At 64.9% G+C, this 25,728-nt stretch carries 33 protein-coding genes and 1 tRNA gene; 17 read left to right on the top strand and 17 right to left on the bottom strand.

The window, feature by feature from the left end; genetic code table 11:
• Window positions 1–10: 10 nt before the first annotated feature.
• Window positions 11–457, top strand: coding sequence for a hypothetical protein (locus tag HMUK_RS00850; protein ID WP_012807719.1), 447 nt, complete (start codon window positions 11–13; stop codon window positions 455–457).
• Here the strand turns inward: HMUK_RS00850 and HMUK_RS00845 are convergent.
• On the bottom strand, window positions 435–2,066 hold the full coding sequence (locus tag HMUK_RS00845) for an NADH-quinone oxidoreductase subunit D (RefSeq protein ID WP_012807718.1): 1,632 nt from the start codon (window positions 2,064–2,066) through the stop codon (window positions 435–437). The two genes, HMUK_RS00850 and HMUK_RS00845, sit on opposite strands and share 23 nt — an antisense overlap.
• A gap of 116 nt (window positions 2,067–2,182) precedes the next feature.
• Here HMUK_RS00845 and HMUK_RS00840 point away from each other — a divergent pair, with 116 nt between their 5' ends.
• Complete coding sequence (locus HMUK_RS00840) at window positions 2,183–3,013, top strand: lipoate--protein ligase family protein (RefSeq protein WP_012807717.1); 831 nt, start codon at window positions 2,183–2,185, stop codon at window positions 3,011–3,013.
• A gap of 86 nt (window positions 3,014–3,099) precedes the next feature.
• On the opposite strand, the gene HMUK_RS00835 is transcribed toward HMUK_RS00840, so the two are convergent.
• Window positions 3,100–3,390: a hypothetical protein gene (locus HMUK_RS00835; protein ID WP_012807716.1), complete on the bottom strand. Its 291-nt coding sequence runs from the start codon at window positions 3,388–3,390 to the stop codon at window positions 3,100–3,102.
• A gap of 80 nt (window positions 3,391–3,470) precedes the next feature.
• Here HMUK_RS00835 and HMUK_RS00830 point away from each other — a divergent pair, with 80 nt between their 5' ends.
• A complete protein-coding gene (locus tag HMUK_RS00830) occupies window positions 3,471–4,301 on the top strand; it encodes a deoxyribonuclease IV (RefSeq protein WP_012807715.1) in 831 nt (276 codons plus the stop codon).
• Between the two features lie 125 nt (window positions 4,302–4,426).
• On the opposite strand, the gene HMUK_RS00825 is transcribed toward HMUK_RS00830, so the two are convergent.
• Window positions 4,427–5,962, bottom strand: coding sequence for a sensor histidine kinase (locus tag HMUK_RS00825; protein ID WP_012807714.1), 1,536 nt, complete (start codon window positions 5,960–5,962; stop codon window positions 4,427–4,429).
• Window positions 5,963–6,054: 92 nt separating this feature from the next.
• On the opposite strand from HMUK_RS00825, the gene HMUK_RS00820 reads away from it, so the two are divergent.
• Both HMUK_RS00820 and HMUK_RS00815 read left to right on the top strand, forming a co-directional pair.
• The gene (locus HMUK_RS00820; protein WP_012807713.1) at window positions 6,055–6,798 is read left to right on the top strand and encodes a TrmB family transcriptional regulator sugar-binding domain-containing protein; all 744 of its coding nucleotides are present in this window, start codon (window positions 6,055–6,057) and stop codon (window positions 6,796–6,798) included.
• A 37-nt stretch (window positions 6,799–6,835) separates the two neighbouring features.
• Window positions 6,836–7,627: a class I SAM-dependent methyltransferase gene (locus HMUK_RS00815; protein WP_012807712.1), complete on the top strand. Its 792-nt coding sequence runs from the start codon at window positions 6,836–6,838 to the stop codon at window positions 7,625–7,627.
• On the opposite strand, the gene HMUK_RS00810 is transcribed toward HMUK_RS00815, so the two are convergent.
• From HMUK_RS00810 to HMUK_RS00800, 3 genes are all read right to left on the bottom strand, one after another.
• Window positions 7,602–8,126, bottom strand: coding sequence for a hypothetical protein (locus tag HMUK_RS00810; RefSeq protein WP_012807711.1), 525 nt, complete (start codon window positions 8,124–8,126; stop codon window positions 7,602–7,604). The two genes, HMUK_RS00815 and HMUK_RS00810, sit on opposite strands and share 26 nt — an antisense overlap.
• On the bottom strand, window positions 8,119–8,535 hold the full coding sequence (locus tag HMUK_RS00805) for a CopD family protein (RefSeq protein ID WP_012807710.1): 417 nt from the start codon (window positions 8,533–8,535) through the stop codon (window positions 8,119–8,121). The genes HMUK_RS00810 and HMUK_RS00805 overlap by 8 nt, the downstream gene beginning before the upstream one ends.
• 525 nt (window positions 8,536–9,060) lie before the next feature.
• Window positions 9,061–9,714 carry a DUF7095 family protein gene (locus HMUK_RS00800; protein WP_012807709.1) on the bottom strand — a complete coding sequence of 218 codons (654 nt, stop codon included), beginning with the start codon at window positions 9,712–9,714 and terminating at the stop codon, window positions 9,061–9,063.
• Between the two features lie 82 nt (window positions 9,715–9,796).
• On the opposite strand from HMUK_RS00800, the gene HMUK_RS00795 reads away from it, so the two are divergent.
• From HMUK_RS00795 to HMUK_RS00775, 6 genes are all read left to right on the top strand, one after another.
• Window positions 9,797–11,416 (top strand): sensor histidine kinase, encoded by a 1,620-nt coding sequence (locus tag HMUK_RS00795; protein WP_049940701.1) that lies wholly within the window; start codon window positions 9,797–9,799, stop codon window positions 11,414–11,416.
• Between the two features lie 63 nt (window positions 11,417–11,479).
• The gene (locus tag HMUK_RS00790) at window positions 11,480–12,541 is read left to right on the top strand and encodes a DUF2332 domain-containing protein (RefSeq protein WP_012807707.1); all 1,062 of its coding nucleotides are present in this window, start codon (window positions 11,480–11,482) and stop codon (window positions 12,539–12,541) included.
• Window positions 12,542–12,607: 66 nt separating this feature from the next.
• Window positions 12,608–13,312 (top strand): alpha/beta fold hydrolase, encoded by a 705-nt coding sequence (locus HMUK_RS00785; RefSeq protein ID WP_012807706.1) that lies wholly within the window; start codon window positions 12,608–12,610, stop codon window positions 13,310–13,312.
• 38 nt (window positions 13,313–13,350) lie between these two features.
• The gene (gene ncsA / locus HMUK_RS00780) at window positions 13,351–14,349 is read left to right on the top strand and encodes a tRNA 2-thiolation protein NcsA (RefSeq protein WP_012807705.1); all 999 of its coding nucleotides are present in this window, start codon (window positions 13,351–13,353) and stop codon (window positions 14,347–14,349) included.
• Window positions 14,350–14,459: 110 nt separating this feature from the next.
• The gene (locus tag HMUK_RS17410; protein ID WP_126967047.1) at window positions 14,460–14,594 is read left to right on the top strand and encodes a type IV pilin; all 135 of its coding nucleotides are present in this window, start codon (window positions 14,460–14,462) and stop codon (window positions 14,592–14,594) included.
• Entirely contained in the window at window positions 14,561–14,830 is a 270-nt protein-coding gene (locus tag HMUK_RS00775) for a hypothetical protein (protein ID WP_012807704.1), read from the top strand. Before HMUK_RS17410 ends, HMUK_RS00775 begins: the two co-directional genes overlap by 34 nt.
• A 1-nt stretch (window position 14,831) precedes the next feature.
• On the opposite strand, the gene HMUK_RS00770 is transcribed toward HMUK_RS00775, so the two are convergent.
• On the bottom strand, window positions 14,832–15,410 hold the full coding sequence (locus tag HMUK_RS00770) for a HalX domain-containing protein (RefSeq protein ID WP_012807703.1): 579 nt from the start codon (window positions 15,408–15,410) through the stop codon (window positions 14,832–14,834).
• Between the two features lie 52 nt (window positions 15,411–15,462).
• Window positions 15,463–16,047, bottom strand: a complete 585-nt coding sequence (locus HMUK_RS00765) for a DUF7504 family protein (protein ID WP_012807702.1) — start codon at window positions 16,045–16,047, stop codon at window positions 15,463–15,465.
• Between the two features lie 237 nt (window positions 16,048–16,284).
• Here HMUK_RS00765 and HMUK_RS17405 point away from each other — a divergent pair, with 237 nt between their 5' ends.
• Complete coding sequence (locus tag HMUK_RS17405; RefSeq protein WP_012807701.1) at window positions 16,285–16,422, top strand: DUF7503 family protein; 138 nt, start codon at window positions 16,285–16,287, stop codon at window positions 16,420–16,422.
• Between the two features lie 3 nt (window positions 16,423–16,425).
• Here the strand turns inward: HMUK_RS17405 and HMUK_RS00760 are convergent, their stop codons facing one another.
• From HMUK_RS00760 to HMUK_RS00745, 4 genes are all read right to left on the bottom strand, one after another.
• Window positions 16,426–18,513 (bottom strand): hypothetical protein, encoded by a 2,088-nt coding sequence (locus HMUK_RS00760; protein ID WP_049940860.1) that lies wholly within the window; start codon window positions 18,511–18,513, stop codon window positions 16,426–16,428.
• A gap of 224 nt (window positions 18,514–18,737) precedes the next feature.
• Entirely contained in the window at window positions 18,738–19,931 is a 1,194-nt protein-coding gene (ftsZ, locus tag HMUK_RS00755) for a cell division protein FtsZ (protein ID WP_012807699.1), read from the bottom strand.
• A gap of 2 nt (window positions 19,932–19,933) precedes the next feature.
• Entirely contained in the window at window positions 19,934–20,122 is a 189-nt protein-coding gene (locus HMUK_RS00750) for a ribbon-helix-helix domain-containing protein (RefSeq protein ID WP_012807698.1), read from the bottom strand.
• 227 nt (window positions 20,123–20,349) lie between these two features.
• Window positions 20,350–20,943: a double zinc ribbon domain-containing protein gene (locus HMUK_RS00745; RefSeq protein WP_012807697.1), complete on the bottom strand. Its 594-nt coding sequence runs from the start codon at window positions 20,941–20,943 to the stop codon at window positions 20,350–20,352.
• 211 nt (window positions 20,944–21,154) lie between these two features.
• On the opposite strand from HMUK_RS00745, the gene HMUK_RS00740 reads away from it, so the two are divergent.
• From HMUK_RS00740 to HMUK_RS16935, 4 genes are all read left to right on the top strand, one after another.
• A tRNA-Tyr gene (locus tag HMUK_RS00740) sits at window positions 21,155–21,228 on the top strand.
• 175 nt (window positions 21,229–21,403) lie between these two features.
• The gene (locus tag HMUK_RS00735; protein WP_126967048.1) at window positions 21,404–21,640 is read left to right on the top strand and encodes a hypothetical protein; all 237 of its coding nucleotides are present in this window, start codon (window positions 21,404–21,406) and stop codon (window positions 21,638–21,640) included.
• 64 nt (window positions 21,641–21,704) lie between these two features.
• A complete protein-coding gene (locus HMUK_RS00730; RefSeq protein WP_012807695.1) occupies window positions 21,705–21,893 on the top strand; it encodes a hypothetical protein in 189 nt (62 codons plus the stop codon).
• A gap of 794 nt (window positions 21,894–22,687) precedes the next feature.
• Window positions 22,688–23,320, top strand: a complete 633-nt coding sequence (locus tag HMUK_RS16935; protein ID WP_012807694.1) for a hypothetical protein — start codon at window positions 22,688–22,690, stop codon at window positions 23,318–23,320.
• 41 nt (window positions 23,321–23,361) lie between these two features.
• On the opposite strand, the gene HMUK_RS00725 is transcribed toward HMUK_RS16935, so the two are convergent.
• Both HMUK_RS00725 and HMUK_RS00720 read right to left on the bottom strand, forming a co-directional pair.
• Window positions 23,362–23,754 carry a hypothetical protein gene (locus HMUK_RS00725; RefSeq protein ID WP_012807693.1) on the bottom strand — a complete coding sequence of 131 codons (393 nt, stop codon included), beginning with the start codon at window positions 23,752–23,754 and terminating at the stop codon, window positions 23,362–23,364.
• Between the two features lie 160 nt (window positions 23,755–23,914).
• Window positions 23,915–24,463: a hypothetical protein gene (locus HMUK_RS00720; protein ID WP_164731964.1), complete on the bottom strand. Its 549-nt coding sequence runs from the start codon at window positions 24,461–24,463 to the stop codon at window positions 23,915–23,917.
• Between HMUK_RS00720 and HMUK_RS18195 the strand changes: the two genes are divergently transcribed.
• Window positions 24,441–24,641: a DUF7692 domain-containing protein gene (locus HMUK_RS18195; RefSeq protein WP_049940699.1), complete on the top strand. Its 201-nt coding sequence runs from the start codon at window positions 24,441–24,443 to the stop codon at window positions 24,639–24,641. The genes HMUK_RS00720 and HMUK_RS18195 overlap by 23 nt on opposite strands.
• A 3-nt stretch (window positions 24,642–24,644) precedes the next feature.
• On the opposite strand, the gene HMUK_RS00710 is transcribed toward HMUK_RS18195, so the two are convergent.
• The 3 genes from HMUK_RS00710 to HMUK_RS00700 are packed head-to-tail and all read right to left on the bottom strand — an operon-like array spanning window position 24,645 to window position 25,718.
• Window positions 24,645–24,890, bottom strand: coding sequence for a type II toxin-antitoxin system HicA family toxin (locus HMUK_RS00710; protein WP_012807691.1), 246 nt, complete (start codon window positions 24,888–24,890; stop codon window positions 24,645–24,647).
• Between the two features lie 6 nt (window positions 24,891–24,896).
• The gene (locus HMUK_RS00705; protein WP_012807690.1) at window positions 24,897–25,154 is read right to left on the bottom strand and encodes a type II toxin-antitoxin system HicB family antitoxin; all 258 of its coding nucleotides are present in this window, start codon (window positions 25,152–25,154) and stop codon (window positions 24,897–24,899) included.
• Window positions 25,155–25,199: 45 nt separating this feature from the next.
• A complete protein-coding gene (locus HMUK_RS00700) occupies window positions 25,200–25,718 on the bottom strand; it encodes a hypothetical protein (protein ID WP_012807689.1) in 519 nt (172 codons plus the stop codon).
• Window positions 25,719–25,728: the final 10 nt, after the last annotated feature.

Below are 25,728 nucleotides of genomic sequence, written 5' to 3'. Positions count from 1 at the left end.
GGTACGTGCTATGGATACAAAACCTGTGTGTCCGCTGGGCTTCGTCGACCAGATGGTCCAGCTCGGCGAGGCCATCCTCGAACGGCCGGAGATCCTCGCCCAGATTCCGGCGATGATGGCCCAGCAGATACGGGAGCAACAGGCCGACCGGAACCCGTTCGACAGGGGTGAGCAGTACTTTGCAGAGTTCGCGGCGGGGTGGTCGCTCGGCTACAGCGCGGGGACGATCCTGCCGGCGGCGGCGAGCGGCGGTGGGAGTTTGGCGGGCAAAGTGGCCGGCCAGTCCCGGAAGTTCCAGAAACTGCTGGACGCGGCCGACTTGGCGGTACCCGACCGGGTGCCGAACGGCGTGCGACTGGGCGTGTTGCGACGGGCGGGCGTGATCGACGACCGACTGTTCGAGTGCAGCGGCACGAGCCGACTGCCGCGGACTCTCACCGGTCGACTTCGCCCATGATCGTGTCGAGGCTTCCGATGGAGGCGACCAGATCGGGGATGTACTCGCCTTCTGCCATCTCCGGGAGTGATTGGAGGTTCGAGAACGAGGGGCCTCTGATCTTGAACCGTGCTGGTGTGTCGGTGCCGTCCGAGCGGATGTAGATGCCCAGTTCCCCCTTGGCGGCCTCGACTGCCCGATAGATCTCGGCGTCGCGGTCGGGGCGGACGGTTCTGGGGACGTTGCCCTGAATCGTGCGGTCGTCTTCGGGCCACTCTTCGAGCAGGTCGACACACTGCTCGATGATCTTGGCCGACTCCTCGATCTCGCGCAGGCGCACGAGCACACGCGAGAAGTTGTCACATCCGTCTTCGGTGACCACGTCCCAGTCGAGTTCGTCGTAGTAGCCGTACGGATCGTCCCGGCGCAGGTCGCAATCGACGCCGGAGCCACGCGCGACCGGCCCCGTACAGCCGTATGCCTTGGCCGTCTCTGGTGGGAGCACGCCGGTGTCGACGGTCCGCATCTGGAGGATCTCGTTGCCGGTGAGCAGGTCGTGGTACTCTTCGAGCTTCTGGGGCAGGTCGTCGAGGAACGACCGAACGGTCTCGCAGAACGTCTCGCGGGGCTCGGGCAGGTCCCAGGCGACGCCGCCCAGCCGGAAGTAGTTGAACATCAGCCGCTGGCCGGTGAGGTCTTCCAGGATGTCCTGGACGATCTCTCGGTCGCGGATGCCGTACTGGAACACGGCGGTGAACTCCGAGATCACGTCCAGCCCGTAGGCCGCGATCGCCAGGAAGTGCGAGAGGATCCGCGACAGCTCCGCGCTCATCGTCCTGATCACCTGCGCGTACTCGGGCACGTCGACGCCGATCAGGTCCTCCGCGGCGCGCGCGTAGGCCCACTCGTTGAGCAGCCCGGCACCGCTCCAGTCCCACCGGTCGGGGTAGGGCATGATCTGGTGGCGGTAAGTTCCCTGCTGACACAGCTGCTCTTCACAGCGGTGGATGAACCCGATCTCGGGAGTTACGTCCGCGACGGTCTCGCCGTCGAGCGTCACGCGCAGGTGCAAGACGCCGTGGGTCGAGGGGTGGTGTGGCCCCATGTTGAGGTGCATCGTGTCCGGTCCGGAACGGCGGTCCTCCAGAATGCGCTCGTGTTCGCGAAACGGGACGATCTGTGGCTTGTCCTGGTTGTACGACTCCCGGAGCGGATGGCCCTGCCAGGTCTCGGGCAGTAGAATCCGTCGCAGATCCGGATGTCCTTCGTAGGTAATGCCGAGCAGATCGTACGCTTCGCGCTCGTGCCACGCCGCCGTTTCGTAGACGCCCGCCCCGCTCTCGGAGTGGGGGTCGTCGTGCAACGTCGGGACGACCACCGAGAGTTCGTCGGTCGGGTCGTCGTACGTCCGGAGGTGATAGATCGTCTCGAAGCGATCGCCGTACTCCTGTGCCGTGACGCAGGCGCAGTGGTCGTAGCCCGCCTCCGTCTTCAGCGTCGAGAGGACCGACTCGACGGCGTCCGCGCGGACGACGATCGCTGGCGCGTTCTCGTGGTCCTCCGTTCCGACGACGGCTGACTCGGGGAGCACCGACAGCGGCTCTGTGGATGCTCTCGTGGCTCGTTGCATGTCGAGCGGTACGCCGGGGACCGGCCTCGGCGTTGTGCCTCGATTGCGAGGCCGATTTATGTGCGCCGCCGACGCCGCCCACAACCGCTTTCGGGGCTCCGGCCGTAGGCCGTCCCATGACCGACCTAGGGGACCTGTCGTGGCGCTTCGTCGACGAACGCGCACACGACGGGGCGACGAACATGGCGTTGGACGAGGTCACCGCCGAGATGGTCGCCGACGGCGGGCTGGCGACGGTTCGGCTCTACCGCTGGGAGCCCAGCACGCTCTCGCTTGGCTACAACCAGGATCCGGCGACGATCGACTGGGACTACTGTGAGCGCCAGGGGATCACTGTCACGCGCCGACCCACGGGCGGGGGTGCGATCTACCACGACACCGACGGCGACATCTCGTACTCGATCGTCGTGCCGGGCGACGCCGTTCCGGGCGACCTGCTGGCGTGTTACGAACTGCTCTGTGAGCCGATCCTTGATGCCTTCGAGGGAATTGGGGTCGACGCCGCTTTCGCGACCGACGAGCGACCGGCCGTGTACCAGCCCGCCTGTTACCTCCGGGCGTTACACCCGGCACACGACGTGGTCGGCCCGGACGGCCGCAAGATCAGCGGCAACGCCCAGTATCGACAGCGAGACGCCGTCGTGCAACACGGCTCGCTCACCTTCGAGACGACCCCGGCGCGCCACTGTGCCTGTTTCACCGGCGAGCCGGAACCGGACGCGTTCGCCGACCGGGTCGGCGGTATCGAGGAGTACGTCGACCGTTCCCGATCGGCGGCCGTCGCGACGCTCCGTGACACACTCCGCGAGTGGGTCGAGACGACGCTCGGTGGGACCGTCGCGGAAACGTCGTGGCCAGAGGAGATCAGTTCGCGTGCGCGCGAGCGCGCGAGCGAGAAATTCGAGACGGACGCCTGGACCCACGAGCGGACGGACCCGACGGCCTGACAGCCTCATACTACCGGCTGTAAATCTGTCACGGATTTCGCCACCTCGGGGAGGGGAATATCTGAACGAAGTTACAGCCGGCAGTATCAGGAGCCGCCGGCCTCGACGACGAGTCGCTCGCTCGTCGCTCGCAGGTACTCTCGGATCAGCGCCGCGTCGGTGTCCTCGGCTTCGAGCAGGTCGGTCACCGTCTCACAGCAGTGGTCGAGCAGCCGCCGCTGTGGGCCGGGTGGCACCTTGTTCTCGGTCACCGTCGCCGCGCTGTCGACGGCGCTGGACGCGGTCTCGTGGTCGCCGCTGGCGACCGCTCGACTGGCCTCGGTGAGCAACTGGTCGAGGACGGCGTACACGTCCGGCGGGAGCGCGTCTGCTGGCACACTCGACCTTGGGACCCCGAGTTGAAAACTCCCGGCGGTGCCTTCGGAAGTGCTTTGATCGACCGTCCGTATCCACCGGTATGCGCGTCGGAGCACACACCTCGATCGCCGGCGGAGCGTACAACGCCGTCGACGAACAGGTCGACTACGGTGGGAACTGCGGCCAGATCTTCAGCCACTCGCCACAGGTCTGGCAGGACCCGAACATCGAGGACGAGGAGGCCGAACAGTTCCGCGAACGCAGCGACGAACACGGCGTCGGCCCGTGGGTCATCCACTCGTCGTACCTCGTCAACCTCTGTACCCCCAAAGACGACCTCCGGGCGAAGTCGATCGACTCGATGCAAAAGGAGGTCGACGCCGCCGACACACTCGGCGTCGAGTACGTCAACGTCCACCTCGGTGCGCACACGGGAGCCGGTGTCGAGGGCGGTCTCGACAACGCCGCGAGCGCGCTGGACGAACTGACGATTCCCGACGGCGTCACGGTGCTCGTCGAGTCCGACGCCGGCAGCGGGACGAAACTCGGCGGCGAGTTCGAACACCTCGCCGAGGTGCTCGACCGCTCCGAGCAGGACCTCGAAGTCTGTGTCGACACGGCCCACGCCTTCGCGGCGGGCTACGACATCTCGACGGCCGACGGCGTCGCCGAGACTATCGCCGAGTTCGACGACGTGGTCGGACTCGACAACCTCGCTTGCATCCACCTCAACGACTCGAAACACGAGTGTGGCACCAACAAGGACGAACACGCCCACCTCGGCGAGGGGTACATCGGCGAGGAGGGGATGGCCGCGCTGTTGACCCACGAAGCCCTCGAAGACGTTCCCTTCGTTCTGGAGACCCCGACCGAGGACGGCCGGGGCTTCGAGTGGAACATCGAACGCGCCAGAGAGCTGGGGAACGCCTGACACTGCTATAGTAGCCATTGAAAATCAATGCACACCCGATCGCACGACTGCAGTGCGATCGGTGTGTAAATCGTTTCAATTGTTACTACAGAAGAGAGCCGCGACGGGGTGCGCTCGGCCGACGCCTACGCGCCGGACACCGGCTCGCCGACGGCGAAGACGAACCGGGCACCGCCGGCATCGCTCTCCTCGACAGTGACCGTCCAGTCGTGTGCCTCGGCGATTCGGGCCACGATCGCCAGCCCGAGCCCCGTCCCGCCGCCCTCCGAGTGGCCCAGCTCGACGACGGACTCTCGCTTCTCTCGCGGGATGCCGACGCCGTCGTCCTCGACCGCGAAGCCGTTCTCGGTCGGGACGACGCGGACGGTCAGATCCCTGCTACTTTCGCCGTCTCGCCGATTCTGGGTCGCCGACGCCGTGAAGCCGTGCTCCATGGCGTTGCGAAACAGGTTCTCGAAGAGCCGCGCGAGGCGGTCCTCGTCGGCCCGGACCGTCCCCGACACCGCACACTCCAGGGTCGCGCCACCGGTATCGACCGTCTCCCAGGCCCGCTCGACGGCCGCCGTCAGATCGACAGCCGTCTTCGTCATCGCACCGTCCCCAGTCCGGGCCAGCGCGAGCACGTCGTCGATGATGGTGCCGATGCGTCCCAGCGCCTGGCTGATCTCGTCGAGGCGCTCGTCGTCGGACTCCTCTCGGAGCTGCTGGACGTAGCCGTCGGCGACCTGGAGGGGGTTCCGGAGGTCGTGGCTGGCGATCGAAGCGAACCGTTCGAGCCGGCGGTTCTGCTCTGCGAGCTCCCGCTCGCGGACGGCCAGCTGTTGCTGGGTCTCGATGGCGTCGAGCGCGTCGGCGATCGTCTCGCCCAGCTCTCCGAGCACTTCCTGCTCGGTCTCGTCGAGGGCGTCCGGGCGAGTCGTACACAGCAACACCCGGCCGTATTCGACCCCGTCTATGGCGACCGGGACGACGATGCCCGCGGTGTAGGGCTGCCAGCGCTCGTCCAGATCGACGACGCCCGGCCCGCTCGCCCCGAGGTGGTTCGCGAGGGCGTCCGGGTCGACCGTCTCGCCGTCCGCCTCGTCGCCGTGGGCCGTGGTCTCCTCGCCGCCTTCGAACCGGGCGAACTCGTAGGCACCCCGCTGTGTGAGTTCCTCACAGACCGCTCGCTCGACGCCTGCGCGGTCGTCGGCCCGGACGAGTTCGCGGTTCACGTCTCGGACGATCTCGTTGATCCGCGACAGCTGTTCGACGCGCCGGTCGGTTCGGTACCGACTCGCGGCCGTTCGAGTGCGCCGGACCAGACGATCGTAGGGTGCGTCGCCCGACTGGATCGGTATGTAGTCGAACAGGTCCCGTCCAGAGACCTCGCGTGCCACGTCTCGGTTGGCCATCCGGGTAAAGAGGATCACCGGGAGCGAGGGCCGCTCGGCCTCGACCGCGTCGACGACCGCGAGCCCGCCCTGGAACTCGATCCCGTCGGCCCGCGGGACCTCGTATCTGGTGACACAGACCTCGATCGATCGATTCTCTCGGACGGCGGCCCGCGCGTCGGCTGCTCCGACGACGCTTTCGACCTCGAACCCCGCGGCTTCGAGGTGGTCTCGTGGCTCGGTGCTACCGTACCCCCCCACGTACAGCACCGTCGTCCCCTCGTCCATGCGGGAACTGCCGGATCCAAGCGATAAAAACGTGTGCTCTATCACTCTCGGTCATAGGTGGTTTTATCGGCATCTGGTACCAGTTGTCGGTGATGACTGTCGACACCGAGGTGTTCGAGCGCGACGCCATTCTCGACCGGGTTCGAGAGCTGGCCGACAGTGCGGTGTCGGAAGTCGCTCTCTCGGTGCCCCACACGGTGTTGCCGGAGCTCGATGCGACGCTCTCGGCGGCCGTCGATCGCGGATTGCTCGTCCTCGTGTTGGTCTGGGACCCGCCACACGACGAGCGCTCGAAACACGAACTGCCGTCGCTCGCTGGCCGGTCGACGGTCGCACGCAGGTCACAGGACATCGCGCCCGTGTTCTGCTGTGTCGACAACGAACGCGGACTGATCGGCAACGGCTCCTCGATCACCGACGACGGTTCTGACGATGTCGCCACCACGTTCGACTTTCAGGAGGTCGCACATGGTCTCTACCGGGACTTCGTCACGAACTTCTGGATGTTCGCGTCGGAGATCCACGCCAGGGCAGTGCCGGAACTCCCCGTGGCGTACGACGGCATCCGACACGCCGTGACGAACGTCGCGCTGTGCCTCCGGGACGAGGTGGCGATCCGATGCCGTGCGACGGGCCGAGATCCGGAGACCGGTGCCAAACGCACCGTCGACGGTCGCGTCCTGAACGTCCACCAGCGGATGGTGTATCCCGCGTCTTCCTCACTGCCAATCGAGAACTCCATCCTCGTCGAGGACGACGGCCGTCAGTGGATCGGTGGCCCCCACGCCGTTTTGGAGGACGTGGCCGCCGAACGGCTGTCGCTCCGACGCGCGTGACCGGGCTCCTTTTGCCGGTCGCACGACAACCCCGGCCGTGCGCAGATTCGACGCCGACTACCTCGAACGCACGCGCCGGGGCATGTGGGGTGACTCCCGCGAGGCACTCGCCGATCTCGAACTCGACACCGCTCAGCGAGTGCTCGATGTCGGCTGTGGCAGCGGCGAACTCACCGCGGTGCTCCGCGAGGAGTCGCCCGGCGACGTGATCGGCGTCGACGCCGACGAGACGCTGCTGTCGACCGTCCCCCAGCCGGTCGTTCGTGGCGACGCCACGCGGTTGCCAGTCGCGGACGACGCCGTCGACATCGTGGTGTGTCAGGCACTCCTGATCAACCTCCCGGAGCCCGCGGTGGCACTCGCGGAGTTCGCCAGAGTCGCCAGCGACCGCGTCGCCGTCATCGAACCGGACAACAGCGCCGTCAGCGTCGAGTCGACGGTCGACGCCGAACCGACGCTGGCCCGACGGGCGCGCCGGCTCTACCTCGACGGCGTCGACACCGACGTGGCGCTCGGAGCGCGCGCGGCCGATCTCTTTCCCGACGCCGGGCTGGACGTGGTCTCGACGCGGCGGTACGATCAGCGACTCACTGTCACGCCGCCGTACTCGGAGGCCGCACTCACCGCGGCACAGCGAAAGGCGACGGGCGCGGGGCTGGCAGACCGGGCCGACGTGCTGGCCGCGTCGGTCCCCGACGACGAGTTCGATCGGCTCCGGGACGCCTGGCGGTCGATGGGTCGGGACGTGATCGATCAGATGGGTGCCGGCGAGTACGAGCGGACCGAGACGGTCCCCTTCTTCGTCACTGTCGGTCTGACGGGGGAGTGACCCGGTCGGCGATCCGGAGCAAGACCACGTCCAGCAGTCCCGCCGCGATGCCGACGACGGCCCCGACGATGGCGGCGACCGGCGTCCCGGTGGCCGCCAGCAGGACGACCGTCTGCAGTCCGAACGAGCCGACGACTGCCGCCGGGACACCGAGACCGACGACGATCCCGACCAGGAAGACGATGCCAGCGAGGGCCCCGCAGCTCCCGGCCCACAGCGTCAGCCGAACCGGGGAGTCACTGGACGGGTCGACGTGGCCCAGCAGCCAGTGGGTCGTCGCTCCGACGACCAGCCAGAGCGCGAGAAACCCCGCGACGCCGACCGCCGTGTTCAGCGAGGGTAACACGTCCGAGAGCCCGCCGCTGGCGTAGGCGGGGACCAGCACGGCGAGGACGAATCCCACCGTGTTCGTGGTCGCGAGCGTCCACGCGGTGAGCGTCGTCGTCGGTCGTCCGATCGTCTCGCGTGTGCGCCGGGACGCGGCCGCGGTCTCAGCCATGGGCCAGCACCTCCGCCAGGACGACGAGCGCGAGCAGTGTCACCGTCGTCAGCCCGTACGCCCGCCGACTCCAGGCGGCGAGTGGCGTCGAGCGGTCGGTCCGGGTGAGGGCCAGCGTTCGGACGGCCGAGCCGAGGACGAACAGAGCGACGACCACGAGCTTCGCGAGCAGCGTCTGCCCCCAGCGAGTGCCGGGGCCGGGCGCACCGAGCGCACCGAGATTGCCGACGCCCGTGAGGACCAGCACGCCCAGCGCGGCCCAGAAGAGCCACTCGTAGCGTTTCGCCAGCACGTGGAGGTCGTCGACGCGCCGTCGGGCCGCGGCCCAGAGCCCGGCCGCGCCGCCGACCAGCAGCGCCATCGCGAGGACGTGGACGGTTCGGATCGCGAGGTGGAGGGACTGACTCATCGTCGGCGGTTCACGGCCCGGCGCAAAATAGCTGTGGCGTCGACTGTGGGTGGTGTTCAGAGAAGCGACCGCGCTTGCTGAGTTGCAGACACCGAAAGCCCTCGCGTCGCTCGACCGCTCCGGGGCTCGCTGCGCGCGCTCACTACGTTCGCGTGCTTGTTCCGGGAGAGCAAGCTCTCCCGACGTTCGCTTCGCTCCGCTCGGCTCACCGTCGCCCGGGAGGGATCGAGCGCCGGAAGAGCACGCTCTTCCGAGCCCGCGGCGCAAGCGCCGCGGACGCCGCTCGCCCTTTCATCCGCCAGGGTTCAGACTGTGAGGCAGCCGAATCCTGGCGGATGGAAGGGCGAGGCTCGGTAGCCCGATCTGCGGCGGCACTATTCGACCGGAGAGAGAATATCCGCCACAGATCGGGCTAGCGGGCCGAGGGCTTTCCGTGCCTGAATGACGCTACTCTCTCTCATCTGAACACCGCCCGACTGTGGCTGTCGCCACCTGCTGTTGGGATCTCTCGGTCGTGTGTCCGTATCAGACCACGTCGCCCCGCACCGTTCGTCCGTCCTGCCGTTCCCGGTACTCTCGGACGGCGTCGGCGGCCTCGTCGGCTTCCGCGGGGTCCATACCCAGCGTTTCGAGTGCGCCAGACAGCGTGGGAAATGCGAGTTCGCTCTCTCGGAGCTTGCGGACGGCCGAGTCGCTGCGCTGGCCCTCGGCCCACAGACAGACGCCGCGGGGATCGAGCAGCTGTTTGTAGTTTCCGCGTGCGCGGGCACCCTTCAGGCGCTGGGTGACGTTGTCCTCGAACGAGGCGTTGCACACTTCGAGGTGGATCGGTTCGGACGCCTCCAGTAGGTGTGCGGCCAGGCACTGCTCGGGTGCGGCGTGGCCCGAGGCGTTCGCACGGACGTACTCGGGGTACTCGTCGGCCCACGCCGCCCGGACGGTCTTGCCGACGCCCTCGACGCCCAGTCGTTCGCGAAACTCGGGCTCTCGGTCTGCGTCGTCGCGCAGCAGGATGTCCTTCGTCAGATACACGTCGAGTCGATCGATCGGATCGAGTCCGAGTGCCACGTCGCCGTACACCCAGACCTCTCGTACCGGTACCGGCATGGTCTGCTCGGCGACGGCGTCGACGATCTCGACGGCTCGATCGATCGCCGCCTCGCGCGCGAGTTCGCTCATCGCCCGACCCTACCGGTCACAGGGAAATATGTCTGCCGTCGTGGCCCCACTCTTTATGTGTTCCGTGGCGAAACTGCCGACAATGCGACTTCGGCGACGCTTCCTCGTCGCGTTCCTGGTGTTGACGGTGGTGCTCTCGGTGCTCTCGCTGGCCGGCTTCACGCTGTATCGCGATGCGACGATCGCACAGGAGGAGGCCGCCCTCGAACGAGTCAGCGAGACGATGGCCTCCCAGCTCGACGTTCTCCTCACCGAGAAGGGCCAGACGGTCGGTCTGTGGACCGAAACCCCGGCGCTGGCCGACCACCACTCACAGGAACAGGCGGAGTCGGTCCGGTCGTTCGTCCTGTCGACCTCCTTTAGCGGCGCGTCAGTCATCGCCGCCAACGGGACGATGACGGCGCTGTACTCCGAGGGAACTGCGCCTGCTCAGTCGCGCGCCCTCGTCGGCCAGCAGTTTGGCAACCGGGAGTACTTCCAGCGGGCGATGGCCGGCGAGACGTACGTCAGCGAACCGGTCTCCGCGGAGAGTGGCAACCGGATCGTCACGATCAGTGCCCCGATCCACTCCGATGGGTCGATCGTCGGGACGTTCAACGCGGCGTTTCACGTTCGTCGGGGTGACTTCCTCGCGCCGATCCGCCAGGAGCAAAGCACCGCGAGCGGCGTCCTCGTCGCGGCCAACGGCACGACGCTGTACCAGCGGGGCCCACAGCCGGGCGACGAGGGTGCGGTCGCCGTCGCCAACGCGACCGTCGACCGGACCGACTGGACCGTGTCGACGACACGGACCGAGAGCGCCGTTCGGTCGGAGCTCCAGTCGATCACGCTGCTTGGCCTCGGGACGCTGGGGCTCGTCCTCGCGTCGCTGTCGGTGTTCGGGTGGTGGCTCTATCGGGAGTACGTCGCCAACTTCGAGCGTCTCCAGGGCGGGCTGAACGCGCTGGTGGCCGGCGAGTACGGCACGACGGTCTCCCTGTCGGGGCCGACCGAGTGGACCAACGTCGCCAAACACTTCAACGAGCTCAGCGAGACCCTGGCGCGTCGCCGCGTCGAGGTGACGGTGCTCAACCGCGTGCTCAGACACAACCTCCGCAACGCCATGACGGTCGTCTCCGGGACGGCCGCTCGCATCGAGGAGTCTGCCGAAGAGGAGCGCCTGATCGAGGACGCGACTCTCATCAAACGCCGCGGCGAGTCGCTGTTGAAGCTCGCCGATCACGCACGGATCGTCGAGACGTCGCTCCGGACGGACCGCTCGGAGTCCCCGCCCAGACCGATCGGACCGCTGGTCGAGGAGACGGTCGCAGACCTCCGGGCCGAGTACCCCGACGCGACCGTCGCGACGGAGTCGTCCTCCGAGACCGCCCTCGTCCCCGACGGGGACCTCGTCAGCGTCGTCGCCGACGAACTGATCCGCAACGCGATCATCCACGACTGTGCGGAGCCGACGGTGTCGATCGACGTGACCACGACGCCCGAGAGGGTCTCGATTACGGTCGACGACGACGGCCCCGGTTTGCCCGACGTAGAGCGGCGAGTCCTCACCGAGTCGTTCGTCGAGACGCCGACCGACCACGGTTCGGGCCTCGGGCTGTGGGTCGTCAAGTGGGTCGTCGAGTGGCTCGATGGCACCATCGCGGTCACCGTCGACGACGGCACGACCGTCACGATCACGCTGCCACGCGTCCGCGAGGAGTGACGGCTGTGGTGCTCGTTCCCACCCGACGGCAACTGTCTTGTCCGGCCCACTGGAACGACCCGTATGACGGACCTTCGAGAGCCGTTCCTCGACCTGGCCGAGTGGACTGCCGACACTTCGCCGCTGTACGAACGGCTCTGTCGAATTGTCGCCGACGAACCCGAACTCCTCACGCTCGCCGAGACGGTTCCCGCGGACCGAGCCGTCGCGAACGTCTTTCTCGCCGCCGTCCACTGTGTGGTCCGGCGCGGCGTCGACCATCCACTGGCCAATTACTACTCCAGCGTGACCGACGATCCGCGCCCGCCCGACGGGGATCTCGGACCGGCGCTGCGGGATTTCTGCCGGACGTACGCGGGGGCACTGCGTCCGCTTCTCACTGACCGTCGGACACAGACGAACGAGGTGGGCCGCTGTGCGGTCCTCTATCCGGCGATCGCACACGTCACAGCCCAGACTGAGGGCCAGATCGCGCTCGTCGAGATCGGTCCGAGTGCTGGGCTGAACCTCGCGCTGGACCGCTACGGCTACGCGTTCCGTGGCAGGGATCTCGACGAGGACGTTCGCCGGGTCGGACGGTCCGACGCGCCGGTGACGATTCGAGCCACCGTCGAGGAGGGGACTCCGCCGTTGCCGGTCGATCCCCCCGGTGTCCACTCTCGCGTCGGCGTCGATCTGAATCCGATGGACGTGACCGACGAGGCCGACGTCGAGTGGCTCGGGGCGTTGACTTGGCCCGAACACGACCAGCGGCGCGCCGCCCTCTCCGATGCCGTCGCGGTCGCTCGGCGCGATCCACCACGGCTGATTGAGGGAGACGCAATCGACGAGCTCCCCAGAATCCTCGACACGATCCCGGCAGACGTGCCGGTCGTCGTCTACAGCACGCTCGTGCTCTACCAGCTGCCCGACGAGGTCAGAGCGAACCTCCGGGACCTGATCGCCACCCGTGCCCGGGAGCGGCAACTCCACTGGCTCACCGGTAGTGGTGCCTTCGACGATCCGGGCGACGGACTCGATCTCCGCTGGCACCGCTCGGTCGCAGGGACACTCACGACCGACCGACTGGCTCGATATCACCCCCACGGACAGTGGATCGAGTGGCACGCCGACGGCGACCGGTAAACGGCCGACAACGGCTTCGCCGTGGGCTCCGGCCGGCTTTTTGACCGTGGCGGCCGTCGTCTGTCCATGGAGTTTCACACCTTCGGGGAGGCGTCCGACCCAGACTGTCTGTTCGTCCTGGGCTGGGGGAATCGCCCGGCACACGAACCGGTCCGCTGGCTGATCGATCGAATCGCCGCCGACGGCTGGCAAGTCCACACTGCGACCCTGCCGCCACACGTCACCGACGTGTCCGAGCAGTGGGTCCGACCGGTCGAGTCCTACGCCGCCGACCTCGACGATCCCGCCGTACTGGCCCACAGTGCCGGCGGTCTCACCGTCGCCCACGCCGACCTCGACGCGGTGACGACGACGTATCTCAGTCCGTGGTGGGGCGACCCGCCGTCGCGTCAGGGGCCGATCGTCGATCTCTTCGCCTCGATTCCCGGCAACGCCAAGCTCCTCCCCAGCGGGGTCAGCGATCGATCGCTCATCGGCGAGCACGCGACCGACGAGCAGTTGGCCGACGGTCCGGATCGCGTCTCGCCGGCCTTCCTCCGGGCGACGAAACGGGCGCACCGAACGCTCCCCGAGAGCGACGACGAGGCGGTCGTCTTCTGCTCGCTGACCGATCGCGTGGTCTCGACGCGCGCGATCGGCCAGCGGATGCCCGCAGCCCGGACGGTGCTGTACGACGGCGGCCACGAACTGTTCTCCTCGCGGTCTCGCGACGAACACGTCCCGACGCTGCTGTCGGCGCTCGAACGGGGACGGGACGCGGTCGTCTCGTAACGAAACCCTGACCCTGCCACGTCCGCTACGGACACCCGATGGAGTGTGACAAGTGTGGCGCACCGGCGGTGATGCACGCGGCCTACTCGGGGCTGCACATGTGCGAAGAGCACTTCTGTCGGACCGTCGAGAAGCGCGTCCGTCGCCGTATCCGCGAGGACGGGCTGGTGCCTCGCGACGCCACGCCGGAGGACCCGGAGACGTGGGTGATCGGGCTCTCGGGCGGCAAAGACAGCGTCGTCCTCACGCAGATCTTACAGGACGTGTTCGCCGAGGACCCGCGGATCGAACTCGTCGCGCTGTCGATCCACGAGGGAATCGAGGGGTACCGCGACGAGAGCCTCGACGCCTCGGTGACGCTGACCGACGACCTGGGCATCCGCCACGAGGTCGTCAGCTACGACGAGGAGTTCGACGTGCGCATGGACGAGGTCGTCGAGGACGATCCCGAGGGGATGGCCGCCTGTGCGTACTGTGGCGTCTTTCGTCGGGATCTCCTCTCGAAGTACGCCGACGAACTCGACGCCGACAAGCTGCTGACGGGCCACAACCTCGACGACGAGGCCGAGACCGCGCTGATGAACGTCCTCGAAGGCGACGTGACCCAGATCGCCCAGCACTTCGACTCGTCGCTGGGACCGTTCGACGCCGACGGCGACGGACCCGCCGACCGAGAGCGTCCCGAGACCGACCAGCACATCCCGCGGGCCAAACCACTCCGTGACATCCCAGAAAAGGAGGTCGCTCTGTACGCTCGCTTCGAGGAGCTGCCGGCCCACATCACCGAGTGTCCCCACGCCGAGGAGGCCTATCGCGGCGAGATACAGGACCTCATGCTCGGCCTCGAAGAGAACCACCCCGGCACGCGCCACTCGATCATGGCCGGCTACGAGAAACTCGCCGCGCTGGCCGCCGAGGCCTACCGTAGCGAAGACGACCGCGACGCCGACTTCGGCGAGTGCGAGAACTGTGGGGCTCCGACGGGCCGGGATCGCTGTCGCAAGTGCAATCTGCTGGACGCGCTGGAAGCGGTCTGATCGCTCTCCGGACCGGAGGTAACACTGACTTCTTTGCCGTTCGAGTCTCTACCCTGTACGAGATTGGCGACCCACGACTCTCTGGGATCGGCGACCGGAGCGTCTCAGCGGTGGTCGCGATCGTCGTCCTGCTGGTCGCGGCGGCGGGGACGTTCCTGTTCGGCCTGGCTGACCAACAGACTCCCGCGCCGACGGCGACGGCACGCCAGCAGTGGTCCTGGTCGACGGGAGCAACGAAATCCTGATCAACCGCAAAGCGAGCGGTGGCGGGACCGAACGCCTCACTGGCGTGAGTGCGATGAAAGCGCCACTGACGACGGCAGATGTCGACGGCGACTGCGCGACGGAGATCGTCTACGTCGGGACGACGAACGGGAAGCTCAGATTCGTCGACGACCCGCTGGGAACTCCTTCGGTCGAGGTGCTCTCAGACGAGAGCGCCAACGGTGTCGACGGCTCAGACGAGACCGGAGCCACGTGACTCACTCGTCAGGCGGTTCCGTCTCGTCTGGCGCGCCCAGTGCGACCGAGAACGCGTCGTGGTCGTCGAGGCCGTCGGCGAGTTCGTCCAGCCGCGTCCGCATCGCCGACAGTCGCCCTTTCAGCTCCGACACCGCCTCTGGCTCTCGCTGGTGACCGCTGGCCGCGGCGGCGTACTCGCTGGCGACCGCGTAGTAGCGCCCGAGTAGCTGATCGTACTCGACGCGGCGCTGGAGGCGCTCGACCGTCGCGCGAAGCGTCTCCGGCGAGATCGGTTTGGTGACACACTCGACGGCTCTGTCGGTGCCGTCGACCGACTCGTCGACCAGCGCCGCCAGCTCGAACGGGCGCTCGTCGCGCTGGGGGCGTGGAATCGACTGCTCGATACCGTCTCTGGCGTCGACGACGACGACCGACACCGCCTCGTCGAGGCTGTCGAGGGCCGCCTCCGCGTCGATCGCCGTCCTGACGGGCCACTCCTCGCGCAGCACCGCCGTCACCCGCTGGCGACAGCCGTCGTCGTCGATACAGACCAGGACTACGTTGTCGGTCACGGAGATATCGAACGCCGCGTTGCTCATCGTCTCCCTCGCATCGCCGGACCGGGAGACGCCACGCGTACGCGCTGCACGATCAGTTGCCTCCGTCGGTGTCCGAGCCGACCTCGATCGCGGCGTCGAACAGCGTCGAGTACAGCGTCATCGTCTCTTCGTCGTGGACCGTCCGATCGATGTAGTAGTAGCCGGTCGCACCGCCGGCTCTGACGCGCGAGCCGAGCACGTGCAGGAACTCGAAGGCGGTTTCACGTCCCATACACTCCTGGAGGTCGGTGATCGAGTCGAAACAGACCGCGGTGTCGGTTTCGCGGTGGATCTTCGTCGCGATCCGCTCGCCGAGCTCCCGGATGGGCTCGGAGCTGTCGAGATACTCGATGGTCGTGTCGTCGGCCGTCGGTGCCTGCTGGACCGCGGCCGAGCGGGTCACGCCGTCGATCCCCAGCATCGACAGCGACGGTGCCGGGCCGAGCAGCTCTCGCCACCGCGTGGCCTTCTCCTCTGGCCCGTCACTGATCGTCACCCCGACGACGTGCTCCGGCAGCCCGTCGGCCGTCAGGACATCACAGCACAGCCGGTCTGCAGTGTCCCCGACGCCCGGCGCGACCAGCAACACGTTCGTCGCGTCCGCGACGGCCGGTCCGAGATCGAAGTTCTCGGTCACAGCACCGCCCTCCTCACTACGATCACGGTGTGGGTTCTGTCGTTCACTACCGTACTGATGGCTCTACACCGACAAATATCTTCACTCGTCTTAGATCTCCAATACAACACGTCCCGGTGGCGCTCAAATTCGCCGGACCGCACCGGTTCCTGAGTTTGATGGAGATAATTGAACTAATAATTTATTATTATTCTTTAGATAAATATATTTCACCATGGCCCCTGTACACAAGTGGCTATGAGCCAGACACAATCTGTCAAAGACACGCTCGCATCGCACCCGAAACTCATCGGCATGATCTTTGCCGTGCTGCTACTGCTGACGCAGGCCGGCGCTGCTGCTGGTGCAGCTGCCGCTACATTCGCTGGCCCGTGATTCTCAGACGGAGTATTCGTCACTCCAGTAGAGATTGTCGTTTGAAATAACTGGGAATAACTGCATTTCGAGGAAGTCGTTGAGCCGTTCTACAGAGACGTTGAACGTGTTTAGTTCACCTGAATTCAGATAGCACTTCTGTTCACCAGTTATATATGGTCGTACTAGCGAACCCATCGGGTAAGATTTGGTTGGATACGCGTTGACACTCACTCTACAACCATCAGATGTGTCCTGTGTAATATTAGCAGAAATAGGTGTCCCTGACTCGCTCTCGACCAGCGTCTCGTTGCCGTCGCCGACGACCATGTAGCGCTGGGCCAGCCGGTTTCGCTTTTTCAGCAGGCCGAGCATCGACAGCAGCGAGAACCCTTGATTGAGCAACCGGGCGACCGTCCGGCCGATCTCCGTCGCGGTCTTGTTCAGCACGTCGGTCAGGGTGACGATGCCGCCGATCGCACCGGCGTCGATGAGCGCGCGGCCCTGGCTGTAGGACTGGCAGGCGTTGAGCAGGAACGCGTTGACGCCGACTTCCGTCAGCGTTTCGGCGTCGAGGTGGCCGTCGGTACAGCGGATGCCGTCGGGATCGACGTGACCGATGTAGTGGAAGAAGTCGGCGTCAGCGGCGAGGAGGTCGGCGAGTTCGTCGGTCGTGACCTGCTCGCGCGTGGTGATGTCGAACTCGATCCACTCGCGCGTGCCGTAGATGTCCCCGACGACGTTTTCGTCGCTCATCTGGGGGTCGTTGCAGACGACGAGAATGCGGGTCCGTTCGCGGGAACTGGCGTCGAACTCCAGCCGGCGGTCGTACTCCTCGACGCTCATCTTGCTCGCGCCCAGCGGGATCCCCTCGCCGACGTAGGTCTGTTCGATGCTGTCTGCTGGTTCGGGCGTGAACACCGTCTGGTCGAGTCCCCGAGTCGCGGTCTCGCTTCGGGTCGCCGTCGATCTGACGAACGCTTCGCCGCCGCGGTCCGACGTATCGAAGAAGGAGGTTACTTTCGGCGAGAGGTCCGCCTTCGCGCCGTCTGTAGCCGTGGGATCGTCGGGACAGCGAACGACCGCGAGCTCGTCGGCGAGGAAGGGCAACACCGGGAGTGCCGAGGACTCCGGAACGACGTCGGCGGTCAGCTTCCACGTCGGGACCGCCTCTGCGACCGCCTCGTAGGGAACCTGTAGGTACTGGCGGACCTGTTCTGCGAGTGGCTGGTCGTACAGCGCCGGGAAGTCCAGATCGACGGCCGCTTCGACGCGGTCCCGTTCGTACAGCGGCACGTCGTACATCCCCTCTGTCCGGGTGACGCAGTCCAGCAGGAACACCTGCTTGAGCACGCGCGCGACGGTCGTCTCGAAGCCGTCGTCGCCGTCGAGCGAGTGCGACCAGCCGTCGGCGTGGAGCATCGGACGCGATCCGATTTCCACGGTCGCACCGAGGTAGTACGCCAGCGACGTGATCGGCAAGAGCGCGTCCAGTCGCGGCGGCACTTCGATGGTCACGCCCGTCTCCGGCGCGGACAGCGCCGCCGGGACCGAAAGCTCCGGGCCGCGTTCGATTAGCGGCGGGTGTCCGCGGAGTGTCGGGAACGACCGCTCACAGCTCGTCGTTTTCAGCGCCGAGCCCAGCTGTGACAGCGCGGTCGCCAGTGCTTCGAGGTCGTCGGTCGTCGTGATCGTCGCCGCCGGCTGCTCGTGGAGCGACCGAACGCCGACCCGGAGCTCGCTGGCACCCGGAAACGAGAGCCGCACCTGATCGGTCCCGGGCTCGAACACGACCTCGCCCTCGACGTAGAGGTACAGCTTCATCTTGGCCGAGGAGAGTTCGACGTAGTACTCGCCGGGTCCGACAGCGGTCCGCTCGCTGCTGGTACATTCGGCGACGATCGAGAGCTCGTCGTCACGAACGAGCGCGTCGACCTGATAGGGGGTCTCTAGCGTCGTGGCCGTAATCACGGCGGCCGTATCGACGGGCGGCGCGAACGTCGACGGGTCGATCGAGGCCGGCGTCACTGGGCGTTGGGTAAGCAGCGTAAACTGTGCCCCCTCGATCGGATCGGCGAGTCGCAACCCGTAGGGTGCTTCGACCGCTGTCATCGACGGCGTCGTATCGGTAACCATAGGATTCGGGACGGCGGTCGGCGGACGACCGGTGTTCTACACGTCACGAACGGCCTGCAGGACAAAAGTACTATTTACTACTCACTGATATCTGTTGCTCGACTGTCGCCGTCGCTGGCATCTGCTTGATCGTCCGTGTCTGGGAGTCATCGCGGCCAAAAAGTGAGTCGACAGTCCGAACCGGGTGCCGCGTCGCCGGGTCAGATGACGTCGATTCCGTTGTTCTTCTCTTTGGTGTCCCGGCCGCCGTCGGTGTGTCCGTAGCTCTGGCCGCCCTGATCGTCGAACTCCTCGACGTTCTGGCTGGCGTCGAAGCTGGTGTCGTCACCGACTTCCTGGATCGCTTCGCGGGACTTGTCGGCCTGCTTCTGGGTGGACGGGCCGAGCACCTGCGCCGACTGGACGCCGGTCATGATCGCCATCACGCGGACCTTGCCCTTGTACTCCTCCTGGATACGCGCGCCCCAGATGACGTTGGCGCTGGCTTCGAGCCGTTCGGTGATGTTCTGTGCGATCCCCTCGGCCTCCTTCAGCGTGAGGTCGGGGCCGCCAGTGATGTGAACCAGTCCGCCGCTCGCGCCGCGGTAGTCGACGTCCAGCAGCGGGTGGTTCATCGCGTCTTTGACGACCTCTTCGGTCTTGTTCTTGTCCTGGGTCTCGCCGACCAGCATGACCGCGACGCCGCCCTGGTTCATGATCGAGGTCATGTCGGCGTAGTCGAGGTTGATCAGCGACGGCTGCGTGATGGTCTCGCTGATTCCCTTGACCGTCTCGGCGATGATCTGGTCCATCACCGAGAACGCCTTGCCGATCGGGAGGTTCGGGACGTAATCGAGCAGGCGGTTGTTGTCCAGCACGATGATCGAGTCGGCCTCGTTGCGAAGCCGTTCGAGGCCCTCCTCGGCCTTGACCGTGCGGGCGCGTTCGACGTTGAACGGCGTCGACACCATGCCGACGACGATCGCGCCCTGTTCTTTGGCGATCTTCGAGACGACCGGTGCCGCACCGGTCCCCGTCCCGCCACCCATGCCGGCGGTCACGAACACGAGGTCGGCGTCGCCCAGTACTTCCTTGATCGTGCCCTGTGCCATCTCGGTAGCGCGCTCGCCCATCGAGGGGTCGCCACCGGCACCGAGCCCGTTGGTCAGGGACTTGCCGACGAGGATCTTCGTGTCGGCTTCGATCATCTTGAGGTGCTGCTTGTCGGTGTTGATCGCCACCGTGTCGGCACCGTCGACGCCGATGTTGTACAGACGGTTGACCGTGTTGTTACCGGCTCCGCCACAGCCGACGATGACGATCCGAGGGTCACCGAAGCCGTCCACGTCTGCGTCGGACAGTTGCTGTTGTTCCGCTTCGTCGCGCTCGAGGGCTTCCTTGACGATGTCCTGCATCGTTAGGCCCTCACGTAGGTGCGACGCTCGCGTTTCTCGGATGGTCGTTCCTTCCCGCCCTCCTGCTCGGCGAGCATCTCGCGCACAGCGGACCTGATAGCCTCGCTGCGGTTGGGGTACTCCCCGGTTTCGACCATTCGTTCGACCTCTTCGATCTGCTGCTTCGGAATCCGTAGTGTCACACGCTCCATAGTTATCTCGTTCCCCGGTAAGACGGCGGGCGTTTACACGCCGACCGCACGTTTTACACCGCGTAATCGCCGGACGACGGCGGGACATCCACCGCGTGGCGCGCCGTGTAAGACGACCGTCTTACGCAGAACATACCACAGAGTGTAGTATAATAAAGGTTGTGGCGGGTGTATGACAAACTGGTGTTTACGACGGTAAGGTAATTCTACTGCCTGTTTTCGCAACTTTAGCTGTTTTCGAGCACGTCCGCTGCCGGGGTTCGACGCCCGCAACTCGGGCAGAAACCCCAGTCCGACCGGAGCTCGTCGCCGCAGTCACAGAACACGCGGTGGGCTGCCTTCTCACCGCAGTTCGGGCAGTAAACGTGGTCGCCCGTGACGTTTTCGCCACATTGGCCACACGTCTTACGTCCGGCTGTGGGTGCGCCGTCGTCCTCACGACCGGCTGTCTTACGATCGGTGCTGGCGTGTGACGACTCGCGCCGACGGTCGTGTGACACCGCCGACTGATCGTCCGACACCGCCTCTCGGCTGGCGTTTTCACCCTCTAGCGTGATGTTTACGTTCACGTCCTGGGGAGACCGCGGTTGGAGCCGGCCGTTCAGGCGCTCCTCGATGATCGCGTCCACGCGGTCGACGATCAGATCGTCGATGCTGTCGTCGCCGCCGTCGCCGCTGGACGCGTCGACGGCCCCCGGCGATTCGTCTGGCGCTTCCAGATACTCCCGGAGCGCTTCGCGCATGACCTCGCTCTTGGAAGCGTCGAACTCCTCGAGCTGATCGATGAGGTCGTCGTCGGCGCGAAACGTGATCTTACTCATTCGACTCGTCATACACATTATCGCCGGGGTATTTTAATCTTCCCGCGGCGTCTGACGCCCGTCTGCCACCGTTTTGCGTCTCGTCTCTGTCCGTCCAACTACGCGGGCGTCGCCGTCGCTGTCTGACGGACTGGTGTGGCTGTGAGACCCTCCCGCCCTCGTACAGAATGATAACCGTTAAGTCTGGGACCGGCGCTACGTTCGAGTGCAACCGCCCTTAGCTCAGACTGGTAGAGCAGTCGACTGTAGATCGACTTGCCCCCCGTTCAAATCGGGGAGGGCGGATCCCATTTTCAACCGAACTATGGCACACAGCGAAAGCTGTGTTTACGTGCATTTCGAGCCCGCTACTGGGCGATCTGCTTTCGCACGAACACCCCCGAAATCCTGAGTTGAACGTGGGACAAGTGCCGGGTCGCCGCCGTCCTGCGAAACTAGGAGCAGAAACGGGGTGGTCGGCGTGAGCCAGCGCGCGACCGCCGACGCTCAGCTCGACACCGACCAGGGCGTCCGCAATCGCTCCCAGTACGCGGACACCCTGCACCGTCAGGACCCCGACAGCGACGAGCCACGCCCGGCCTGTCCCGAAGCGGATACTCGCGACGAGGCGGACTTCACGGACGTTCCAATCGCCGCGTACCGCCCACACTACCAGCTCTGTGGGAATCCGGAGTGCTTCGGGAGGGATTGGCGGTGAGGTACCAGTCGTCTCTCTTCGAGTACAAAGAGGATCTGACGCCACTGTCCGACGCCCAGCGGGAGTGTACGACGCCATCGAGTACGCCGACGGTGGCCGCGATCGGTTCCGCGATCTGCGAAACGTGTTCGCGAACGGCCGCCGTACCGCCGACAAGATCGACGAACGACGCCGCTGGGAGCAAGCTCGCGACGGCTTCGACTTCGAAGCCTGGATGGAAGCGGGCTGTCCGCCTGACTGGTCCAAGGGGTAGCGCGCCCCCTGGATAGAGGCATCACTGTTCAACACACCATTTTTGCGGCAATATCGTACCCTTTCACCCCACCCCGGCGCGTCGTGTGGCTAAGGCCACCTGTCCAAAATACACCGCAGACTGCTCTGTTGAATCCGCAGACGGCACTGGGATTGAGGCTGAAGACACAGTTATCAGACTCCAGTGGTGACGAATTCTTACAACCGACCTTCGATTGATGGGTCGGCTTTGGAGGGCGAAAGCAGATTCTGACTCGCTATCTGTTGCCGACTCCATCTGACACACTGGACGCTAGCTCGTCGACTCGGCCGCAGTCACCGGATTCAACGGAGCAGATGAAATCCATTTCGGCGATCACGACTATCCGCCACATGAAAATCTCAATCGCCCAGTGGCTGTCGTTCCGAAAAGTGCGGACATGATCGACTCTGACTAAGTTAAGGTCCTGATAACCGAATCTCAAAACAGTGGGCTATCGAAGCTCTGTAACCGGTATTTTCGTCTGTTTCGCATCCCGATGCTCACCGCCACCATGCCAGTCCAACTTCGGGAGTCGCGACGAGTGACGCATCTCCCACCGTAGCACTTCGACACCGCGCCCATGCGCCCACGCCCGAACCCGAGGGGTCGGGCGCGGCGGTATGGGCCAGTGTAAGGCCGACTATCATCCTCCGCGTGAGCGAAAGGACTGCAGACAACGCTGCCATCGACGATGAAGTTTATCACTTCGCTAATAACGTAGAAGGGTTTAGGATTGGAAGCCCAGTCAGCGTCATCACTGGGGGAGAATAACGATGGCCGACTCGATTCACATTGATCTACTGTATCCGGCTGACCACGAGGATGAAATAATTGATACTGCTGCCGAGATCGCAGAGTCGAAGAACGAGTACGAACTGTTCGAAAAAGGTGTAGACCTCACCGGTACACTCCGTATCATCTTTGCTCGAAATGACTTCGATATCGAATTGCGAGCGACTGCATCACCAGGCCGTCATCAGAACGGAACAGTGGCTACATTCTACGTAGAGGGAGGACGACTCGACGATGCTACCAAACTAGCTGAAGCAGACAATCTCGCATCTTTGATTGGGGCTGTCAAAGATATTTACTCAGCAATTGAGAGTCCACCAGTCATGTGTTATGGGGTCGCACCGAACCAACCGCTGGCCGCGCCGACGCCGGACAGTAGATACCCATCGTCACCTCGACGGTTCATCAGCTGGTTGGATCTCTACCCACCTACAGAAGTCGAGCAGATCGGACGCGATACACTCCTGTCAGCGCCTGCCCCACGAGTCGAGGAACTCGACGACGGCAGTATCTTGATCGTCTCGAAGCATCCGTTTTCCGACGACGCGATCGAGGATGTCGCAGATCACATTGGGATTCCCTTCTGGGGTGACGATCCGGGATTGGTGTCATAACCAGCTCCCCGTGCGTAACCGACCTACGTGCACGTAGCCTTCTACTTCTGGTTTTGCGTGAGAAGACTGATCGCGATCTTCGCCTGTTTGGCTTCCCGATGATCTCCACCTCCATGCCAGACCAATTTCGGCAGTCGTGACGAGTGACCCATCTCCCACCGTAGAACTTCCACACCCAGTCCACGAACCCGGTATACAAAAAAGACGTACCACCCGTTCGCTTCCCGTAGTTGCTCGTGGTACTGATCGTAGAGCTTGAACGTACCAGGCTGCCCATCGCTGTGCCGGTGCATCGCAGCCTTGATCTCGACTGGGGTGCCGTCCGATCGCTTTGCGTCGTGCCAGCTACACCGGTCGAGTTCGAGGTTGTACCGCTCCGCGGCCTGGCGCTCCACGAGCGTCCCGTAGTGGTTGGCCTTGTGCGAGCGACTCATCGCGCATCACGCGCTCGTCGCGCGATTGTATATGTACACTCCTCTGCCGACGAGAACACCGCGCCCATGCGCCCACGCCCGAACCTGGAGGGTCGGGCCCAGCGGTATGGGCCAGTGAAGGGTCGACGATGGACGCGGACACGCGGACATACGCGCGTCGTCATGCGGTTATCGCCCGAACCCTGTCCATGGCTCCGCTGTGCTTCCCGTCCTGAATCTCGGACCACCGATCACCGACCCACGACTTTCCGAATGGGACGTACTGGGCCGTCTCTCGGTGTGTCAGTCCGTCCTGCTTGCACTCCCGAACCGTCCAGAGTGCCACGTCGTAGGCCACTTCGTCGGGGTCGGGCTCTTCCCCATCTTCCTCGTCTGTCCACGACCACGAAGAGGCTTCTTTGTCGTTGTACCGCCAGTCTGTCGGCGGAACGCCCTCGACTTCGAAGCGCTTGTCCCGGAGCTGGCCGTTGCTCACGTGGTCGGCGACGACGGCCTTCTTCTTGCTCACCTTCTTGGTGATGACACCCAGCCGCCAGAGTAGCGGGTGGATCGAACTCTCGTCGTGGGCGATGTAGATCAGGAGCCCGTTGTACTTCCGGATCTTGTACACCAGCGGCCCTATCTTCTGGCGAGTAAGATAGCCATCTTTGCCGCTCCCGCCGGCCTTGCTACTGAACTCGTCGCCGATGAAGAGATTCTGGGACTGCAACAAGACGACGACACTCGTGCAGTCTGCTGAATTTTCTCGGCGGATCGACGATCGAATTCGGGAGGTACTGAATCGAGAGGATCTGACGGTTCGGCAGAAGCGGGAGATCGCCGAGACGCTGACGGTGCCCGGTACCTATGAGATCGAGATCGCTCAACGTCTGGCTGTCGAGAAGTGACGCTCAACTGTTCTCGTCGATCCACTCGCACCACGCTTCGAAGTCGTTGGCTCCACACTGGTCAGCGATAGAGCGTATCGTTCCGATGTGAATTTCGTCGTGCTGTGGCACGTCCACGTTACGGACTTCCCCAGTCTCAGGATGTTCGTACCTGAGCCGGACGTGACTCCCGGTTCGTGATTTCGGAGAGAAGCCGTGGTTACGCAGCACTTTCACTACCTCGCGGCCAGAGAACGTCGTCCTCACCATCCGAAGTTATTGCATGAAGTCCGGCAGTTCTTCGTCACCCTCGTCGTCGGGATCGAGGCCCATCGCTTCGAGATCGTCGTCGGTCACCGGTTCCCCACCACCGGCTTCGAGTTCGAGAACTTCCGCGAGCTGGGCGAGCGCTTCCGCGCGAGTGTCACCGCCGCGGGCCAGTCCCGTTTCGAGGTCCTTGGCGGTGATGCTCCCGTCCGCTTCCTGCTCGAACACCACGCCGTCGGTACGGTCGTCTCGCGTTGCACTTGCCATGGGAGGTGATACGTGAAACGGCGGCATAAGCGTTCGGTCGTCGATTCAGGGCCGGTGCAACGTAGCGACTTGCTCGGAGATCGCCCGCGGAACACCCGTCTCGCCTTTCGGGAACGTCCACGTCCGATTCGGGACTTCTCCAGCTCGGTAGAGAGTGATCTCCACTTCCCCGCTCTCCGTGGTGTCGGTGAGGTAGATGATGAGCGCGCTGAGGGCCAGCAGGACAAAGCCGCCGAAGATGGCCCCTCCCGTGCCGTCGAGCCCGTACAGGATTCCACCGACGCCACACACCCCGAGCAGAAATCCGATGAGACGTTCCAGATCGGGAGTGTTCGATTCCTGTTCGCGCTCGTACTCGGTCCCGACGATGTAATCGTTGGTGAGCAGGGTACTCCGAAGTTCTGTCTCCTGGCTCCGGTCGTCTTCGTGATGCCAGAGATCGATAATTCGGCGGTCCGTCACGGCGACGGTTTTCTCGTTCCCACTGTAGGCTTCGATTAACTGTTCTCCCTTTGGGATGTGCGGATCAAGGACTTTAGTTTCCGATTTCGAGACTGCTGCCATTGTGCAGTTC

Source organism: Halomicrobium mukohataei DSM 12286, assembly GCF_000023965.1.
GTDB classification, from domain to species: Archaea; Halobacteriota; Halobacteria; order Halobacteriales; family Haloarculaceae; genus Halomicrobium; species Halomicrobium mukohataei.
This window is presented reverse-complemented; position numbering and strand designations above follow the sequence as displayed.

What these genes read in the sequence shown, in the direction of transcription:
- HMUK_RS00785 (WP_012807706.1), top strand. Translation starts at nt 12,608, where the DNA reads ATGGAGTTTCACACCTTCGGGGAGGCGTCCGACCCAGACTGTCTGTTC.
- HMUK_RS00790 (WP_012807707.1), top strand. Translation starts at nt 11,480, where the DNA reads ATGACGGACCTTCGAGAGCCGTTCCTCGACCTGGCCGAGTGGACTGCC.
- HMUK_RS00800 (WP_012807709.1), bottom strand. Translation starts at nt 9,714, where the DNA reads ATGAGCGAACTCGCGCGCGAGGCGGCGATCGATCGAGCCGTCGAGATC.
- HMUK_RS00725 (WP_012807693.1), bottom strand. Translation starts at nt 23,754, where the DNA reads ATGAGTCGCTCGCACAAGGCCAACCACTACGGGACGCTCGTGGAGCGC.
- HMUK_RS00770 (WP_012807703.1), bottom strand. Translation starts at nt 15,410, where the DNA reads ATGAGCAACGCGGCGTTCGATATCTCCGTGACCGACAACGTAGTCCTG.
- HMUK_RS00840 (WP_012807717.1), top strand. Translation starts at nt 2,183, where the DNA reads ATGACCGACCTAGGGGACCTGTCGTGGCGCTTCGTCGACGAACGCGCA.
- ftsZ (WP_012807699.1), bottom strand. Translation starts at nt 19,931, where the DNA reads ATGCAGGACATCGTCAAGGAAGCCCTCGAGCGCGACGAAGCGGAACAA.
- HMUK_RS16935 (WP_012807694.1), top strand. Translation starts at nt 22,688, where the DNA reads ATGGCCGACTCGATTCACATTGATCTACTGTATCCGGCTGACCACGAG.
- HMUK_RS00825 (WP_012807714.1), bottom strand. Translation starts at nt 5,962, where the DNA reads ATGGACGAGGGGACGACGGTGCTGTACGTGGGGGGGTACGGTAGCACC.
- HMUK_RS00805 (WP_012807710.1), bottom strand. Translation starts at nt 8,535, where the DNA reads ATGAGTCAGTCCCTCCACCTCGCGATCCGAACCGTCCACGTCCTCGCG.
- HMUK_RS00750 (WP_012807698.1), bottom strand. Translation starts at nt 20,122, where the DNA reads ATGGAGCGTGTGACACTACGGATTCCGAAGCAGCAGATCGAAGAGGTC.
- HMUK_RS17405 (WP_012807701.1), top strand. Translation starts at nt 16,285, where the DNA reads ATGAGCCAGACACAATCTGTCAAAGACACGCTCGCATCGCACCCGAAA.
- HMUK_RS00710 (WP_012807691.1), bottom strand. Translation starts at nt 24,890, where the DNA reads ATGGTGAGGACGACGTTCTCTGGCCGCGAGGTAGTGAAAGTGCTGCGT.
- HMUK_RS00845 (WP_012807718.1), bottom strand. Translation starts at nt 2,066, where the DNA reads ATGCAACGAGCCACGAGAGCATCCACAGAGCCGCTGTCGGTGCTCCCC.
- HMUK_RS00700 (WP_012807689.1), bottom strand. Translation starts at nt 25,718, where the DNA reads ATGGCAGCAGTCTCGAAATCGGAAACTAAAGTCCTTGATCCGCACATC.
- ncsA (WP_012807705.1), top strand. Translation starts at nt 13,351, where the DNA reads ATGGAGTGTGACAAGTGTGGCGCACCGGCGGTGATGCACGCGGCCTAC.
- HMUK_RS00745 (WP_012807697.1), bottom strand. Translation starts at nt 20,943, where the DNA reads ATGAGTAAGATCACGTTTCGCGCCGACGACGACCTCATCGATCAGCTC.
- HMUK_RS00830 (WP_012807715.1), top strand. Translation starts at nt 3,471, where the DNA reads ATGCGCGTCGGAGCACACACCTCGATCGCCGGCGGAGCGTACAACGCC.
- HMUK_RS00795 (WP_049940701.1), top strand. Translation starts at nt 9,797, where the DNA reads ATGCGACTTCGGCGACGCTTCCTCGTCGCGTTCCTGGTGTTGACGGTG.
- HMUK_RS00760 (WP_049940860.1), bottom strand. Translation starts at nt 18,513, where the DNA reads ATGACAGCGGTCGAAGCACCCTACGGGTTGCGACTCGCCGATCCGATC.
- HMUK_RS00820 (WP_012807713.1), top strand. Translation starts at nt 6,055, where the DNA reads ATGACTGTCGACACCGAGGTGTTCGAGCGCGACGCCATTCTCGACCGG.
- HMUK_RS18195 (WP_049940699.1), top strand. Translation starts at nt 24,441, where the DNA reads ATGAAGAGATTCTGGGACTGCAACAAGACGACGACACTCGTGCAGTCT.
- HMUK_RS00850 (WP_012807719.1), top strand. Translation starts at nt 11, where the DNA reads ATGGATACAAAACCTGTGTGTCCGCTGGGCTTCGTCGACCAGATGGTC.
- HMUK_RS00810 (WP_012807711.1), bottom strand. Translation starts at nt 8,126, where the DNA reads ATGGCTGAGACCGCGGCCGCGTCCCGGCGCACACGCGAGACGATCGGA.
- HMUK_RS00705 (WP_012807690.1), bottom strand. Translation starts at nt 25,154, where the DNA reads ATGGCAAGTGCAACGCGAGACGACCGTACCGACGGCGTGGTGTTCGAG.